We start from the raw sequence: 16,300 nt of genomic DNA, 5'->3' as shown, positions 1-16,300 counted from the left end.
TGTACTTCCACTTATATTCCCTTCACCTGTAATTATTTCAAATGTTAATTGTTCTCCATCTGGATCACTTGCATAATTTAATAGGTTTATACTTACTCTTTCTCCTACTTTTATATTTTGATCTGGTATTCTTTGCCATGATGGTGGATTGTTAGTCATAGCGCTAACATTAATTGCACCTGTATTTCTGTTGTTATTTCTAAATTTTGGCCAAGATGTGTCTGCTAACCCCTCACTTTCTCCTTGTATCGCATAGAGATAACTATCCCCTGATCCCACATATATAGTTCCATCACTGCCTATCGCTGGGCTTGAAGTAATCCAATAGTCTGTCTTATACTTCCATTTGAGTGAACCATCTGGGTTTATCGCATAGAGATAACTATCATATGATCCCACATATATAGTTCCATCACTACCTATCGCTGGACTTGAAGAAATCCAATCGTCTGTCTTATACTTCCATTTGAGTGAACCATCTGGGTTTATTGCATAGAGATAATTATCCTCTGATCCCACATATATAGTTCCATCACTCCCTATTACTGGGCTTGAAGAAATCCCATCTTCTGTCTTATACTTCCATTTGAGTGAACCATTTGGGTTTATTGCATAGAGATAATTATCCTCTGATCCCACATATATAGTTCCATCACTCCCTATTGCTGGGCTTGAAGAAATCTCATCGTCTGTCTTATACTTCCATTGGAGTGAACCATCTGGGTTTATCGCATAGAGATAATAATCCCCTGATCCCACATATATAGTTCCATCACTACCCATCGCTGGGCTTGAAGCAATCCAATAGTCTGTCTTATACCTCCATTTGAGTGAACCATCTGGGTTTATCGCATAGAGATAACTATCATATGATCCCACATATATAGTTCCATCACTGCCTATCGCTGGGCTTGAGAAAATCCAATAGTCTGTCTTATACTTCCATTGGAGTGAACCATCCGGGTTTATAGTATAGAGATAACTATCCAATGATCCCACATATATAGTTCCATCACTGCCTATCGCTGGGCTTGAAGTAATCCCATCGTCTGTCTTATACTTCCATTTGAGTGAACCATCCGGGTTTATAGTATAGAGATAACTATCCAATGATCCCACATATATAGTTCCATCACTGCCTATCGCTGGGCTTGAAGTAATCCAATAGTCTGTCTTATACTTCCATTTGAGTGAACCATCTGGGTTTATCGCATAGAGATAATTATCCACTGATCCCACATATATAGTTCCATCACTGCCTATCGCTGGGCTTGATAAATCAATCCCAGAGCCAGTTTCATACCTCCATTTGAGCGAACCACTTTGATTTCCAGAACTAACATTAATTACAAATGATGTATTAGTATATGCTCCCTTTGTATCTTTTGCCCTTATTGTTACTCTTTCTCTTCCTTCTGATTCTCCACTGTATGTGTATGTACTTCCACTTATATTCCCTTCACCTGTGATTATTTCAAATGTTAATTGTTCTCCATCTGGATCACTTGCGTAATTTAATAGGTTTATACTTACTCTTTCTCCTACTTTTATATTTTGATCTGGTATTCTTTGCCATGATGGTGGATTGTTAGTCATAGCACTAACATTAATTGCAAAAGCAATAGAAAAAATACTTAGACAAGAAACAATTAAAAATAAAATACTTTTTTTGACCTTACTCTTCACAAAAATCACCCCTTTTTAAGAATAATTTTTTCGATTTCGGTACTTGTCCGCTTCATTTTTAAAGTATAAAATAAAATTAATAAAAAATATAAAAGTTTTATTAAGATAAACATTATAACCATCTGGTTTTATAGTCTGTTCTTTTTTCCAAAAGTTTGAATCCTCTGGTATAGAACTAAAGATATTTTCAACCTTTTTAGATAGTTGAAGTTTATCTTCTTTTTTATCAATTTCTTTTTCACTGAATCTTGAAAATATTAGGAATAAAAAGAGTTTTTTCTTCTTCAGTTGTTGTTCTAAAAATACATCCTGATAAAACAAAAACAATCAAAAGTATCAATAGAATAAATCATTGTTTTTTATTTGTTCTTTCTCCTCTTTATCTAACAGCTATAATGGTTGACTATAATATTCAATATTTGCTTTCAGGTTTAATGTTACCAATTTACTAAAGAAAAAACAGGAATGTGTATAACATTCCTGTATAATATAAACAAACTTATTCAGCAGCATCATAATTACCTGTATTTCTGTTGTTCTTTCTAAATTTCGGCCAAGATGTGTCTGCTAACCCCTCACTTTCTCCTTGTATCGCATAGAGATAATTATCAAATGATCCCACATATATAGTTCCATCACTGCCTATCGCTGGGCTTGAAGCAATCCAAGAGTCTGTCTTATACCTCCATTTGAGTGAATCACGTGGATTGTTAGTATTCGTTTCAGAAGGTATACATCCTACAAGTAAAAAAAGAACAGATACTACTATACTAAATAAAAGTATTCGCCTTTTTCCCATTTTTATCTCCTCTTAATTATACTAATGTACCAGCCTGACCCCCTGTTATTGCAAAAAAATAAGAAAATCCCATTTTTCCAAAATATTCTATTTAATTCATTAAACTGTGCGGTCTTAAGTTAATTTTTTGCCTTGATAACGAGACACTCTTTTTTTATTTATTATGTTGGTATAAAGGTAGTAGTAGTACATGGTTATAAACAAAGTCTTACATTTTTCTTGTACATGTCTATTCTTTTTTCTTCTACCTTTTCAATTGAAACTTTTAATATAAAATTTTCTAAAGAATCATTATTAAACTCAACGCATGACCCTTAAGCAAAATTATAATGATTTTTATTTTGACTATACATAGAAGCATTTTTTAAAAGATCTTACAAAATCTCTCAAAAAATATGGAAGCCTTTTGAATTTTTAGAAAATCGCATCTTTTATATTTCATAACATCTTGTTAGGAAATAACACAATTTCATTTTAAGTTATATTTACGAAAGTTAATTATGTAGTTTCTTAATAAAAAAGTAATCAATCTAATTTACATTGTATCATAAAAAATCCACTTTGTTTACTTTTTTATCATATTTTGATTGTAACATTTAATAACATTTAAATTTATTACATTACAAGAAAGTTGTCCTTGTTTCACATATTCTTATTTTGTATGCAAGCACCTCATAATCACCTTAAATGCTATTAAATCATAAAAACAAGATGCTCGAGGAGGTATCCAGAAATTGAACGACACGAAGGGATATGTAGAAAGCAGGAGTGCTGAGTATTCCTTCCACGTCGAAATGGAATTGAAAGAAAGATTAAAAGACCTATCAAATTTAAACAAAAATATACAAGAATTTGGGATTTTCAGAGGAGCAGGCATTTATAATCATTATATTTCTGCCTTAGTTTATTCCTTAGCTTCAAATAGAAACTTCTTAACAGCATACAGCTATATTTTGTCTATGGGCAAAGAGGGATTAAAAAAGGCAAGTGAATTGGCAACCCTTAATGCCAATTAGATGAGGTAAAAGCTAATAAAAATATTAAAACCAGATACAATTAGTTATCACGTAAGTCTGCTCTATTGCAAAGTTTTTTGAGCAGACTTACCTCTTTTTTAGAACCATAAATAATAGACCTTGCCAATTTTCTTATTTTATTTTTACTATTATTACTTTATTTTATATATTAGACAACTGTTATAGCACCTTTTTTAGCCAATTCAGTATTTGATCTATTACAGCATCTTCAAAAACTCCTGTATAAGATCGATATAGTTCATGACCCATGTTTTCTATATACACTATTTCTAAATTCTTTTTCTGTTTTAATTGATTTTCTTTTTCTGTTAAAAGTTCGTATGGTGTTTTTAGATCTTGGGTGCCGTTTATTATTAGCAGAGGTACTTCCATACTAATAAACTCTTCTACTGTGTTTTTTGTTAATTCACTCCATTGTATTAAATAGCTACCTTTATAATAATCCAAATAGACCTTATCGGGGTCTATTTTTCCATTTTTCATGTCGTTATTAACTTCTTTGAGTTGGACTAATAAGTTTTCTAATAGAGCAATTGTAGCGTTTTGTGAATTATCAAAATTGAATTTCTTTAAATAATTGATTTGATACTCAATTTGGTAGACCATAAGATCTGTAATTTCAATTAGTCCAGGAGAAAGTGCAACAGCTGCTGCAACCTTTTCGTCTTTTACAATATAAGGCAAAAAAGAAGCACCCTCACTATGCCCTATAACGATTATCTTGTCGGAGTCTACCTCTGGGATTGTTTTTAGGTACTTTATAGCAGCCTGTGCATCTTTTATAAAATCAATTGGCATAATGTTTGACGTATCTTGGTTGTTTTTCATCATAGTAAAGTTTCGTTTATCGTATTTTAGTACGATATAGCCGTTATTTACTAGCCCCTCAGAAAGCTGTAGAAACGGAGACATGTAACCTATGGTTTCGTTTCTATCGTTTGCTCCAGATCCATGTACTAACACAATAGGGGGCATTTTTTTATTGTTTTGGATTTCATTTGGGAACATCAGCGAACCATTTAATTCAAATCCGTCAAAACTTGGAAAAGTTATGTCTTTTTCAATGTAACTTTTTTCTTTAACTTCTTTCTTAATTTCTGTTACTTCAATCAGTTGAGATGGGATTTCAAGCTTTGTAAGTCTATCGTTTTTAAAAGTAATATATTGATCTACACCTGAAGATGAGATAACAAAGTTTTCATTGTCTGTAGATTTAATCTCTATATTTAAAACTGCATAATTCCACGTTAATTGATTCAAAACGAGTTGAGGAACAAAAGAGGTGTATGTTCCATCTGTTAATTGTTTATAATATATTGCAAAAATATGATCTAAAATTAGGTTGTTATCTAAAATAATTGCATCTTTTACTTCATAAGTTTTTAAGGTTATACCGTTGAAATCGTTTTTTATCTTTTGTCCGTCATAACTGCTTTTTAAGCTTACTTGTTTTTGGCTGTCCACATAAATATCCAAGCTGTATTCTTTAAAGGTCCAAGCGTTGTCGTATTTAGTTTGTCCAACGTATTTTACCGTATTGGGTCCTACTTGTAAAACCGTTGTGGTTTTGCCTATATAAGAATGGGGATCGAACTCTACAGAGATATTTCCAATTTCAACATTATTTTGGTAGACATAGTAGGTGTAAGTTTCAGAAAATATGAACATTGGTACAAGAATCATGGATAATGCAATTAATATGAGTTTTTTCATATATTTTCCTCCTTTTCTAATTTTGCATTCTCATTTTGGGAATTTTAAAACTTAAGCTTTACCAATATTTTAGTTTTAAATTTTTTCAAAAATACCCCTTCACTTCTAATTCTTACTAATTCTTAATTTCTTTAGTTTTTCGCTACGTGTAGCCAAAGAAGGTGGAGGGCTCCGCCCTGGACCCATTTTAAATTCAAATGCTCAATTTTTGAAAACTCTCATTTCTAAAGTCTCTACTTCTTTTTTAGTCATTCTAAGTTCTAATTCTTACTAATTCTTAATTTCTTTAGTTTTTCGCTACATGTAGCCAAAGAAGGTGGAGGGCTCCGCCCTGGACCCATTTTAAATTCAACTGCTCAATTTTTAAAAACTCTCATTTCTAAAGTCTCTACTTATTTTTTAGTCATTCTAAGTTCTAATTCTTACTAATTCCTAATTTTTTAGTTTTTCGCTACGTGTAGCCAAAGAGGGTGGAGGGCTCCGCCCTGGACCCATTTTAAATTCAACTGCTCAATTTTTAAAAACTCTCATTTCTAAAGTGCTATGATTTTTTAGATGATTTTACAGTTCTTTGCTTAAAAGCTGATAAGTCTTATTTTTTAGTAATCTCCATATTAAAAAATTGAAAATTAAAAACAAAAAAGATAAAGAAGCTAAAAGAACGTATGAATTAACTATAGATACTAACTTATAGATCAAAAATCCAAAGCTGCCAATAAATCCAATAATTATTAGTAATGCAAATAATCCGTTTATGTTTTCTTTCATGGCTTTTTGAGGGTTATCCCAATCTAAATAAGGGTTTGATACGTCAACCAACATTTGTATTAGATTTAGAAAGATATTAACCATTACGGAAAATAAGACAGTTCCCAAAAATTCAAAAAAATTAAGTTTAAAAAATATTGTACCTATGATTAATCCAGTCAAAAAACCAATTGAGCTTATTTGATAGATTTGAATAATCTTAGCCTTTAGTATCTGTTCGACTTCTATAGGGAGCATCTTAAGCTCTTTTAAAAGGTATCCTTCCCTTGAAAAACAAGAATAAGATAGACCATTAAGTGAAGAAGACAAAACAGAAATAAGAGCTACAATAAATATATTATAACCTAATATTTGTTCAAATATTTCTTCAGTTACACCGATTTTATTTAATATTATTGCAAAGATTATTATCATTATGGGAAAGACTAAAACATTAGCAAATCCATTAACTGAAAATGCAGGAGTTTTTAAAAAATAATACCATTCCCTTTTTAAAAGAGCTTTTTCTGGATTAGAGGCTTTGCTAAACCAAGTTAACTCTTCAAAGCTTGTGTCTGTTTTGTTTAAAGAACTATGTTCTAACATGGTTGAATAGAATGAGTAATAGAATTTGTTTCCTAAAAAGTAGGTTAATACAAACAACAGTATATGAAAACCTAAAAACATTAAAAACCATGTCAATCTATTGACTCCAATAGTACTCAAAGCCTTTGTCGCAAGGAAAGCAGGCGGATAAACCCATGCTAACCTTGAAAGGATACTATCAGGGTTAATGGTAATATTTGGGAGTTCTTGGCTATTTTCAATGTTTATAGAAAATGTGTTTCCTGAAAAGAACAGTAAAACAGCTACAATAATTATTAAAAGGGCTGTAGAAAGATATAACAATAGTTCTTTTCGTTTGAATCTTTTTAAGAAGTTTGAAACAATTAAGGTATACAAAAGAACCGTCATTACAGGAAAAACTTGTGACAAAAGAAATACAATAATTGATATTATATAGTACACTGCACTTTGTTTTGTGTATATACCAAAATATATTAAAGTAGGTAATAATATTAGTAACGAAATAATCATCTGATCGAATAGAACGATAAACAGTTTTCCAAAAATTGTTTCATGTGGTTTTAGTGGTAAGGTTATTAAAACCTTCAAATCTTTGTTTGAGAAAAATTCTCCAATTAACACAAAGGCGCCAAGGAAGAATCCAAAAAGACCGGACATCATAATAAAATTAGTTAAAAATAGGTGCTGAATATCCATTTCTGTGTACAATATTAGATTAGTATTTAATATATTAAGGTAAAAGAGAAAATAAACTATAATTAATATAGATATACTAGCAATCATAGCTATGAGAGAGGCCAACTCACCTTTATTTTTTTTAACAGAATACCTTCTTTTGGTTATGCTAAAATGGTGATCTAGTTCAATCGAGATAAGAGAAATCAACTTTTTCACTTTCACTCTTTGTCACCTCTAAAAATAATTGTTCAAGACTCTTGTTTCCTTTTAAGTGTTTAAGTTCTTCGATAGTGCCTTGAAAGACTATACTTCCCTTATCTATTATTGCTATTTCATCACATATTTTTTCTGCGATCTCCATTATATGGGTAGAAAAAAACACCGTATTGCCATTTGAGACATGTTTTTTCATTAAATTTTTTAAGATGAAAGCAGATTCAGGGTCAAGCCCAACAATTGGTTCATCAAGGATCCAGTTTTTTGGTTCGTGTATTAATGCTGCAATTAAAGCTAACTTTTGTTTCATTCCATGGGAGTAGGATAAAATAGGGTCGTTGATAACATTCTCAAGCTTAAACATTTTTATTAACCAACTTCCTCTTTTTCTTCTATCTTCAAGAGAGATCTCAAAAACGTCGCAGATAAAGTTCAAATAAGCTATACCAGTGATTTTTCTAAATAAGAGAGGTTCATCTGGGACAAATCCAATAGTTTTTTTAACTTTTACTGGGTCTTTTTCAATATCAATTCCATCAATAATTACTTTTCCTGAAGTAGGTTTGCTTAGGCCAACTATCATATTTATGGTGGTTGTTTTTCCTGCACCATTTGGGCCAAGAAACCCAAATATTTTCCCTTCTTTGATTTGAAGGTTTATATTGTTTACTGCAATGATGTCTTCACCAAAGCGTTTTGTAAGATTGATCAATTCAATCAAAATGGAATTCCTCCTTGTTGTTATTTTTTTACTCACCTTAGAAATTCCAAAACCTAAGTTTTGCCAATATTTTAGTTTTAAATTTTTTCAAAAATACCTCCATAGCTCTAATCTTTACTAATTCCTAATTTCTTTAACCTTTCGGTACTTGTAGCCAAGGAAGGGGAGAGGGCTCCGCCCTGAACCCATTTTAAATTCAAAATTCTATTTTTAGAAAATTATCGTTTCTAAAGTCCACATTTAATTTCTTTAACCTTTTGGTACTTGTAGTCAAGAAAGGGGGAGAGGGCTCCGCCCTGAACCCATTTTAAATTCAAAATTCTATTTTTAGAAAATTATCATTTCTAAAGTCCACATTTAATTTCTTTAACCTTTGGGTACTTGTAGCCAAGGAAGGGGGAGAGGGCTCCGCCTTGAACCCATTTTAAATTCAACTGCTTATTTTCTGAAAATTACTTTTTCTAAAGCTTCTACATAATTCTCACTAATTCTTAATTTTTTAACCTTTTTGGTACTTGTAGCTATATAGGAGAGGACTTCACCCTGGACCTGTTATAAATTCAACTGCTTATTTTCTGAAAATTACCTTTTCTAAAGTACCTGGTTATTTTTTATGTTTACTTTAAAGATTATAAAACTTAGGTTTTATTTATATTCTAAGTTTAAGGTTTATATAAAATGCATGATTAACTCGAATTCTCACCAAATATGAATGCTTTTAAGTTCTTTGCTATGTGTAACGAGGGAAATATTTGGAGTATTTGACTTATATCTCCTTTTTCTCAAATGTATAATAAGCAAAGAATATACAAACAACTCCAATTAGTAAAAGTATAATCGTATATATCCAATTAACTCCATCATGAAAAAGTTCGGATCCTAAGATATATTTATAGGTATTCATAAAACCAAGAGGTTTTATGAAACCTAAAGTTGTTGTTATTGTTAATAATATAGCACTTGCGAATAAAGATTTTATTTGTGCGTTGAATAATACACTAAATAATAGGGTAACACTGTACCAAAAGAATCCCCCTGTTAAAACAGGAATCATAAATTTAAAGATCAAGCTATGGTTGAAATCTTTTGCCGTTATTATAGAGTATATTGAAGGTAAAATCGATAGTGTAAACATTATTATCAATAAAGTTATTATACTTACCAATAATTTATTAATAAATATTTTTCTTCTGGGCAATCTTGCAACTAAAAATTCTATGGTTGCGCGTTCATATTCACGAGAAAAAAGAGAAAAAGCTAAAATAATTGAGATTATAGGTACAAACTGGCCAAAATTCTTTCCAAACCATTGTGATGTTATGTAAAAATTCCAATCTTTTAAGTTTTCGACAAAATTATCTCCAAGATATTTTTCAACAGAAGGCAGTTCTTCTGAAAACATGCTCACTGTGAAATCTTGGAATGGTGCAAAAGTAAAAAATATTCCTATCATTAGGGCGAAGATTATAATTACTTTTAGACGTATATCTAAGAATTCTTTTTTCATTTTTTATCACCCCTAATTTGATTTTTTGCGATGGCTTCAAATATCATGTCAAAAGTTGCTGCTTCATAATTGCAATTTATCTTGTCTTTTTCAATTATATAGACGTTCTCTTCTTCAGTCTGTTTGTATAAATAGCCATTTAAAGTTGTAGTTTTGTCAACAGCACATGCAACATATTCTTCTTTTATGTTATCTAAATAATCCATCAAAGCAATTTGTCCGTTAACCATTATTGCGACTTTATCAGCAATTTTTTCAACTTCTGAGAGAACGTGGCTTGTATAGAAGAAAGTCTTTCCTTTCATGGAAAGATTCCTGATTATGTCAAATAATTGTAGCCTTTTAAGAGGATCTAATCCCTCTGTTGGTTCGTCTAAGAAATATATATCAACATCTTCTGATAATACAATAGACAAGTAAAGTTGAGTTAGCATTCCATAAGACAATTTAGAAATCTTTTCTTTTAATGGAATTTCAAACTCTTCTACAAAGTTGTAGGCTTTTTCAAGTGAAAAATTATTAGATATCGAAGGTGTTATTTCAAGCATTTTTTGTACAGTTAAGTTTTTATACAGTTCTTTTTTTTCAGGAAGATATGAGTATGTGCCATTTAAATATATTTCTCCAGAATCTTTTTTTCTCATACCCAAGATACATTTAATAGTAGTTGTTTTTCCCGCACCATTTGGACCTAAAAGTGAGAATATATTAGATTTTTCAACTTGTATATTTACTCTGTCTACAGCAAGTTTATCATCGTAATATTTTTTGAGATCTTTAACTTCTAAAATCATTAAAATCCCTCCCGACCACTTCTTCAAAGATTTTTGAAATTTCATCTGGGGATATTCCTGCATTCAAAGCCTTTTTTAATGTTTGTTTAATTTCTATCAATATTTCATTATTGAAGTCTTCAAGGTTTTCTACTTTAACGGTATAACCTTCTCCACGCTGTACTTCTATAATTCCTTGTTCGCTAAGTTCTTTGTAAGCCCTTGAAACAGTGTTAAAGTTTACACCTATATCTTCCGCAAGCTTTCTAACTGAAGGCAAAAAATCTCCTTGTTTTAACTCGCCCTTAGCTATCTTCATCTTAATTTTTTCGGTAATTTGTTTGTATACGGGAACATGCGAAGAAAAATCTATACTAAACCACATAAAACTCTCACCTTTCAACTAAAATAAATTAATTACTGTACTATTGTACTATGATAGTAAATGATAAGTCAAGGAATAAAATAAAAAAAGTTACGATCCAACGTGATAAGTTGATTTTTAAAAAAAATAATGTTATAATAATTATGCCTTAATAGATGTGGCTGGGTCCTACGCAATAAGAACCCGTGAAACTGGTCAGGCCCGGAAGGGAGCAGCCATAAGCGGGGATTCTTAGGTGTGGTAGATAACCCAGCCATCTTTAATGAATTTGGAGGAAGATAGAATTGGTAAATTCAAAAAAAGAGAATAAAAAATATGAAGATGTTCAAATATATGGACCTGATGAAATAGCAGGATTAAATATTGAAGAAGTAATTGAAAAAGTGAGCAAAGAGCTCATTTCTTCAAAAAGCAAACAAAAGAATAGACCAAATATTGAATTTGAGCATTACTATACGGAAAATCCTACGTCTGAATTAATCGTAAGGAATTTATCTTTACGATTAAAAAATGGTCATCAGTATATTTTCAAAGCACCATCGGGGGTATATGGAAAAAAGCGAATCGACAAAGCGAGTATTTTGCTAATAGAAAATGTTAAATTAACAAACGAAAAGGTTTTAGATATAGGTTGTGGTTACGGTGTAATTGGAATTACTTTGAAAAAAGAATTTCCAGGAATCAATTTATATATGAGTGATATAAACATACGAGCCGTTGATTTTTCGAAGATCAATTCAAAAAATAACAATGTAGAAGCAGTTATTAAACAAGGGAATTTATTTGAACCTTGGGAACACGAGATGTTTGAAATTATAGTTTCTAACCCGCCTATAGTTGCGGGAAAAGAAGTTTTAAAAACGCTCATAAAAGATTCTAAGGAGCATTTAAACTCTAATGGAAAGTTGTTTTTGGTTGCTTATCATAATAAAGGAGGAAGCAGCTTAGAATTACATATGAAAGAAGTTTTTGGTAATGTAATTGAACTTGAAAAATCTGGTGGAATTAGAGTATATATGTCGATAAAGAGGGATTGAAGTGTTTTTTGGATGCAAGAATTTATCTTTTAAATATAATGAATTTGAAGTATTAAAAGACATCTCTTTCGAAGTGAATAAAGGAGAGTTTATAGGATTAGTTGGAAACAATGGGAGCGGGAAATCTACGTTGTTAAAAGTGTTGTGCGGTATATTATTTGCTGATAAAGGTGAGGTTATTTTCCAAGATAAATTACTAGATGAAAAAAGTAAAATAAAAATAGGATACATCTTTCAAAACCCAGAAAATCAAATAATAGGAGTCACAGTAGAAGAAGATGTTGCTTTTGGTTTAGAAAATACTGGTGTTCCACGTGAAGAAATGATAAAAAAAATCAAATGGGCTTTATCTACCGTCGGATTAGAAACTTTAGAAAAAGCCGATCCAAATACATTATCAGGAGGGCAAAAGCAAAGATTAGCTATAGCTTCGATTCTTGTCATGGAACCGGATATAATATTAATGGACGAACCTACTTCAATGTTGGATCCAAAAGGAAGATCAGAGGTTCATAAGGTAATTGGAACTTTACTTTCCTTAGGAAAGACTATTATTATAGCTTCACATCATGCTTCTGATTTAATTCACGTTCAAAGGATTATAGCTTTGGACGAAGGAAGAATAATTTACGATGGGGATAGAAAGACATTCTATGAAAAAAATATTTTGCCAATCGAATTGCCTTTTAAAGAAAAAATAATGAAAGAAATGAATTTAGCATTTGAAAATTTGGTGAATGAACTATGTCAATAAAAATAGAAGATGTGGATTATATATACTCTTTAAATACTCCTTTTCAGAAAGAAGCGTTATCGGGAATAAATTTGGAGATAAAAAAAGGAGATTTATGGTTAATAGTCGGACATACAGGATCAGGTAAGACTACTTTAATAAGCCTAATGAATGGATTAATACTTCCTTATAAAGGGAATGTTTCAGTCGATGGTATGTCAACAAAAGACAAAAAGGTGAACATTAAGAACATTAGAAAAAAGGTTGGAATAGTTTTTCAATATCCTGAATCTCAATTTTTTCTTCCAACCGTAAAAGAAGAGATTTTATTTGCTCCTAAGAACTTTGGAATAGAGATCAAAGATGATGTGCTTAAATATTATCTTGATTTAGTAAAATTACCTTATAATTATTTAGAAAAAAATCCTTTCGAACTATCGGGGGGAGAAATGAGAAAAGTTGCAATAATATCTGTTCTTTCCTACAATCCTGATTACATAATATTTGATGAACCAACAGTAGGACTTGATTATTCAACCAAAAACTTTGTTTATTCTTTGATTGAAGAATTACTTAAATTAGGCAAGACTATAATATTATCGACTCATTGGATAAGTGAATTTACAAGTTTTAAACCTAATGTATTCGTTCTTAAGAGTGGAAAAGAACTTTTCAAGGGAGAATTTGATAATTTTGTTCTTCAAGATGAAAATGCTTTAACACAAGCTGGTATAGTATTAGATGAAAAATTACAGTTATATAAGTGCGCATTAAAGAAGAAAAACTTCGAGTTAGCGAATAAAATTTCGTTAATTTGATTTTTTATAATTTATATTAAAAGGTGTTCTTCTCCGGGTTTTATTTCTTCATCAAGTATTTTCTTTTTTATTTCTTCTAATTTTTCTTTTATTTCTTTTCCTCTATACCCTTTTTTAAGTAAAACTTCTCCAGAAATAGAAATATTCAAAATTTTTAATTTTTTTAGATATGTATAATAATAAGATAGAATTTCTTCCGGTAATTTTACTGCAAAAAAAACAATTTGTTCGTTATCAAAGTTAGAAGTTAACTCATATAAATAGGATATTCTAAATTCTTCTTTAAGAGATATTTTTTTTGTTTTTATTGATAATTCATCGTAAGCCTGTTTGACTTCCTGTAACTTTTTTATAAAGTCTTTAGGTAATCCATATCTTGTTATAATATTGTTCAGCGCATTTACAGGAGTATACTGCAAAATTACATACAAAATTAGATGGAGAATTCTAACCTTAACTAAATAGTTATTTAATTCATTTTTAAAATACTCGATTATTTTAAATAATTTTTCAATGTCCGATTCTAATGTTGGGGTATAGTAAGTGTTTTCAAAAAGATGATTGATAATATTTAACTTACCCATTCTCTTAATGGCTTTCAAGGGTTCTGGTTCTTCTAATATTTTCTCTAATTCCTCCCTAAGTCTCATTCCAGTTACTCTTTCTAAATAATTCTCCTCAACTGCTTCTATTAATTTTTTTAAAGTATTTGGTTCTATTTCAAATCCAAATCTTTGCTCAAATCTAATAGCCCTTAATATTCTTGTGGGATCCTCTATAAAAGAGAGCGGGTAAAGTATGCGTATTTTCCCCTCTTCAAGGTCTTTTTTACAATTAAAAAAATCAAGCAATGTACCAAAAGAATCTGGATTTATTTTTATAGCCATTGCGTTTATTGAAAAATCCCTTCTATATAAATCTTTTTTTATAGAAGAAAAAGAAACGTCTGGTAATTCTCCAGGTTGTTCATAATATTCGGTCCTTGCAGTAGCAATGTCAATTCTGATAACTTTCTCAGAGGTACGATAAAATATAGAACACGTATGAAAATTAGGGTGTTCAATATATTTAGCTTGTAATTGTTTTGCTACATATTTACCGAATATTAATCCATCTCCTTCTACAACGATGTCAAGATCCGAAGGAGTATATTTTTTGTTTTTTTCATCATTTTTTATAGCGAGTAATACGTCTCTAACGGAACCTCCAACGACGTATGCATTCATATCCAATTCACTGGCATAAGAACCGATTAATCTTAGAATATTTCTTACAGTAGCGCTTAAAATCTTATTCAAATGTTCTTTAAGATTTTGAGATTGATATTTCTCTCTTAAAAGAGGATTAGGAGAAAAATTAAAAACACCATTAGAAGCTCTTAGAATATCTGTTCTGGTCACTATACCTACCAAAATATCATCTTTTAAGATGGGAATTCTACCAATATCTTCTTCAGCCATCATTTTTCTTATTTGAGTAAGAGAGGTTTCAACATCGGCTACTTTTAAATTTGTGCTCATTATAGATTTTATAGGAGCATTCTTCAAACCGTGTTTCATAGCTTTTTCAACATCTTTTTTGGTAACCATGCCTACAAGTTTGTTATTTTCTATTACGGGAAGTCCTGAATGACCTGTTTGATACATAATTTCATAAGCTTTTTCAATAGTTTCATTAGAAAATATTGTTCTTACTGGAGAAGACATAATATGTTTTGCCTTTAAAACAGGTAAAAAAGACGATTTTAAAGATAGTTTTAGTTGGGATATTATTTTTGGTACACTCTGATCTTTAATTTTAGCTGAAGCGGCCTTTTTATGACCACCTCCACCAAAAATGGATAAAACTTTATTGACATCTATTTCATTTACTTTAGATCGTGCGACTATATAAATATTTTTGTCCATTTCACAAATAACAAATAAAACATCTGGTGTAAGTGTTTCAAATAGTTTGTGAGTAATTACATTTAATCCTCCAATAAATTTTTCTACTTTTGCATAGGCTATATGTATATTTATTTCCTCTAAATAAAATTCTTCAAGATTTTGATATAACTTTTCAAAAAGTTCTTTTTGTTCTAAAGTCATATCTGAAGAAACAAATTCTTCTACTTCCTCGATTCTTGCTCCACCTTTTATTAATTTAGCGGCAATTTCATGATCAAAAGCGGTTGTTGTTGGATAAACAAAATTTCCTGTATCTTCATGAATAGCGATCAAAAAAAGTGTTTCCAACGTATCAGCCACGGTTATAGATTTTTCTAAAATCTTGTCAACAAGTATTGTTGTCGCACTTCCGACTTCTTTTGAAAAGTTATTACCTTTTATGTTTTGTTCTTTTAGCTTAGAATGATGATCATATATGTCTACGCTTATTCCACGATCCATAAGTTCTTTGATAACTGTTGGAATACGTTCCATATCAGACGTATCAGTGATAACTATCTTATCAAACAAAGCTGTTTTTATTTCATCTTCGTATTCTTTTTGAAAGTCATGTACCTTAAAATGTTTGATATCGTATATGTTCAAAAATTCCTTAAGATTTTGTTGAGGATCTCCTTCTATTACTACGATGGAATCTTTATAAACCAAAGAAGCAGCAATTGCAGCAGCAAAACCATCAAAATCGGGATTTTTATGTGTTGTTATAATAACTTTTGACTTCAATTTAAAGTCCCCTTATATTTTTGTTTACCTGTTTTGGAAATTATAAAACTCAAATTGTATATTTTTTGAATTTTAGTTTTTTCAAAAATATTTTCTCAACTCTAATCCCCACCAAACTTTTATGGAGAAGTGCTTAGATATGAACGCACTTTAACTTCTTAAATTTATCTATCTTGTTGCCAGTTAATTA

Annotated in this window: 14 protein-coding genes and 1 other RNA gene; 5 read left to right on the top strand and 10 right to left on the bottom strand. The window is 30.5% G+C overall.

Translation table 11 applies throughout. The annotated features are described in order from the left end of the window. The 3 genes from X924_RS05835 to X924_RS05825 form a co-directional block, all read right to left on the bottom strand. Nucleotides 1-1,686, bottom strand: a 1,686-nt coding sequence (locus tag X924_RS05835) for a PQQ-binding-like beta-propeller repeat protein (protein WP_199172646.1), incomplete at its 3' end; no start/stop codon positions are given. 15 nt (nucleotides 1,687-1,701) lie between these two features. Further along, nucleotides 1,702-2,013, bottom strand: coding sequence for a hypothetical protein (locus tag X924_RS05830; protein WP_121958000.1), 312 nt, complete (start codon nucleotides 2,011-2,013; stop codon nucleotides 1,702-1,704). Between the two features lie 172 nt (nucleotides 2,014-2,185). Then, nucleotides 2,186-2,485 carry a PQQ-binding-like beta-propeller repeat protein gene (locus tag X924_RS05825; protein ID WP_121957999.1) on the bottom strand — a complete coding sequence of 100 codons (300 nt, stop codon included), beginning with the start codon at nucleotides 2,483-2,485 and terminating at the stop codon, nucleotides 2,186-2,188. A 734-nt stretch (nucleotides 2,486-3,219) separates the two neighbouring features. Here X924_RS05825 and X924_RS05820 point away from each other — a divergent pair. After that, nucleotides 3,220-3,501 carry a hypothetical protein gene (locus tag X924_RS05820; protein WP_121957998.1) on the top strand — a complete coding sequence of 94 codons (282 nt, stop codon included), beginning with the start codon at nucleotides 3,220-3,222 and terminating at the stop codon, nucleotides 3,499-3,501. Between the two features lie 180 nt (nucleotides 3,502-3,681). Here the strand turns inward: X924_RS05820 and X924_RS05815 are convergent, their stop codons facing one another. The 6 genes from X924_RS05815 to X924_RS05790 all read right to left on the bottom strand — a co-directional run bounded on the left by X924_RS05815 (nucleotide 3,682) and on the right by X924_RS05790 (nucleotide 10,850). Continuing rightward, the gene (locus X924_RS05815; protein ID WP_121957997.1) at nucleotides 3,682-5,235 is read right to left on the bottom strand and encodes a S9 family peptidase; all 1,554 of its coding nucleotides are present in this window, start codon (nucleotides 5,233-5,235) and stop codon (nucleotides 3,682-3,684) included. Between the two features lie 561 nt (nucleotides 5,236-5,796). Continuing rightward, a complete protein-coding gene (locus tag X924_RS05810; RefSeq protein WP_121957996.1) occupies nucleotides 5,797-7,470 on the bottom strand; it encodes a hypothetical protein in 1,674 nt (557 codons plus the stop codon). Next, a complete protein-coding gene (locus X924_RS05805) occupies nucleotides 7,433-8,185 on the bottom strand; it encodes an ABC transporter ATP-binding protein (RefSeq protein WP_121957995.1) in 753 nt (250 codons plus the stop codon). The genes X924_RS05810 and X924_RS05805 overlap by 38 nt, the downstream gene beginning before the upstream one ends. A gap of 766 nt (nucleotides 8,186-8,951) precedes the next feature. Continuing rightward, complete coding sequence (locus X924_RS05800; protein WP_121957994.1) at nucleotides 8,952-9,692, bottom strand: ABC transporter permease subunit; 741 nt, start codon at nucleotides 9,690-9,692, stop codon at nucleotides 8,952-8,954. Next, the gene (locus X924_RS05795) at nucleotides 9,689-10,486 is read right to left on the bottom strand and encodes an ABC transporter ATP-binding protein (RefSeq protein WP_121957993.1); all 798 of its coding nucleotides are present in this window, start codon (nucleotides 10,484-10,486) and stop codon (nucleotides 9,689-9,691) included. Before X924_RS05795 ends, X924_RS05800 begins: the two co-directional genes overlap by 4 nt. Continuing rightward, the gene (locus X924_RS05790) at nucleotides 10,470-10,850 is read right to left on the bottom strand and encodes a GntR family transcriptional regulator (RefSeq protein WP_121957992.1); all 381 of its coding nucleotides are present in this window, start codon (nucleotides 10,848-10,850) and stop codon (nucleotides 10,470-10,472) included. Before X924_RS05790 ends, X924_RS05795 begins: the two co-directional genes overlap by 17 nt. 159 nt (nucleotides 10,851-11,009) lie before the next feature. On the opposite strand from X924_RS05790, the gene ffs reads away from it, so the two are divergent. The 4 genes from ffs to X924_RS05770 all read left to right on the top strand — a co-directional run bounded on the left by ffs (nucleotide 11,010) and on the right by X924_RS05770 (nucleotide 13,438). Next, nucleotides 11,010-11,108: signal recognition particle sRNA small type (gene ffs, locus X924_RS05785), an RNA gene on the top strand. A gap of 125 nt (nucleotides 11,109-11,233) precedes the next feature. Beyond that, entirely contained in the window at nucleotides 11,234-11,887 is a 654-nt protein-coding gene (locus X924_RS05780) for a class I SAM-dependent methyltransferase (protein WP_369826026.1), read from the top strand. A 1-nt stretch (nucleotide 11,888) separates the two neighbouring features. Further along, nucleotides 11,889-12,641 carry an energy-coupling factor ABC transporter ATP-binding protein gene (locus tag X924_RS05775; RefSeq protein ID WP_121957991.1) on the top strand — a complete coding sequence of 251 codons (753 nt, stop codon included), beginning with the start codon at nucleotides 11,889-11,891 and terminating at the stop codon, nucleotides 12,639-12,641. Next, a complete protein-coding gene (locus tag X924_RS05770) occupies nucleotides 12,632-13,438 on the top strand; it encodes an ATP-binding cassette domain-containing protein (RefSeq protein ID WP_121957990.1) in 807 nt (268 codons plus the stop codon). The genes X924_RS05775 and X924_RS05770 overlap by 10 nt, the downstream gene beginning before the upstream one ends. Nucleotides 13,439-13,449: 11 nt before the next feature. On the opposite strand, the gene X924_RS05765 is transcribed toward X924_RS05770, so the two are convergent. Beyond that, entirely contained in the window at nucleotides 13,450-16,110 is a 2,661-nt protein-coding gene (locus X924_RS05765; protein ID WP_121957989.1) for a CBS domain-containing protein, read from the bottom strand. Between the last annotated feature and the right edge of the window lie 190 nt (nucleotides 16,111-16,300).

The organism is Petrotoga sp. 9PWA.NaAc.5.4, from assembly GCF_002895485.1.
In the GTDB taxonomy this organism is placed as follows: Bacteria; Thermotogota; Thermotogae; order Petrotogales; family Petrotogaceae; genus AZRK01.
The sequence above is the reverse complement of the archived record's forward strand: the minus strand, read 5'-3'. Positions and strand labels throughout refer to the sequence as shown.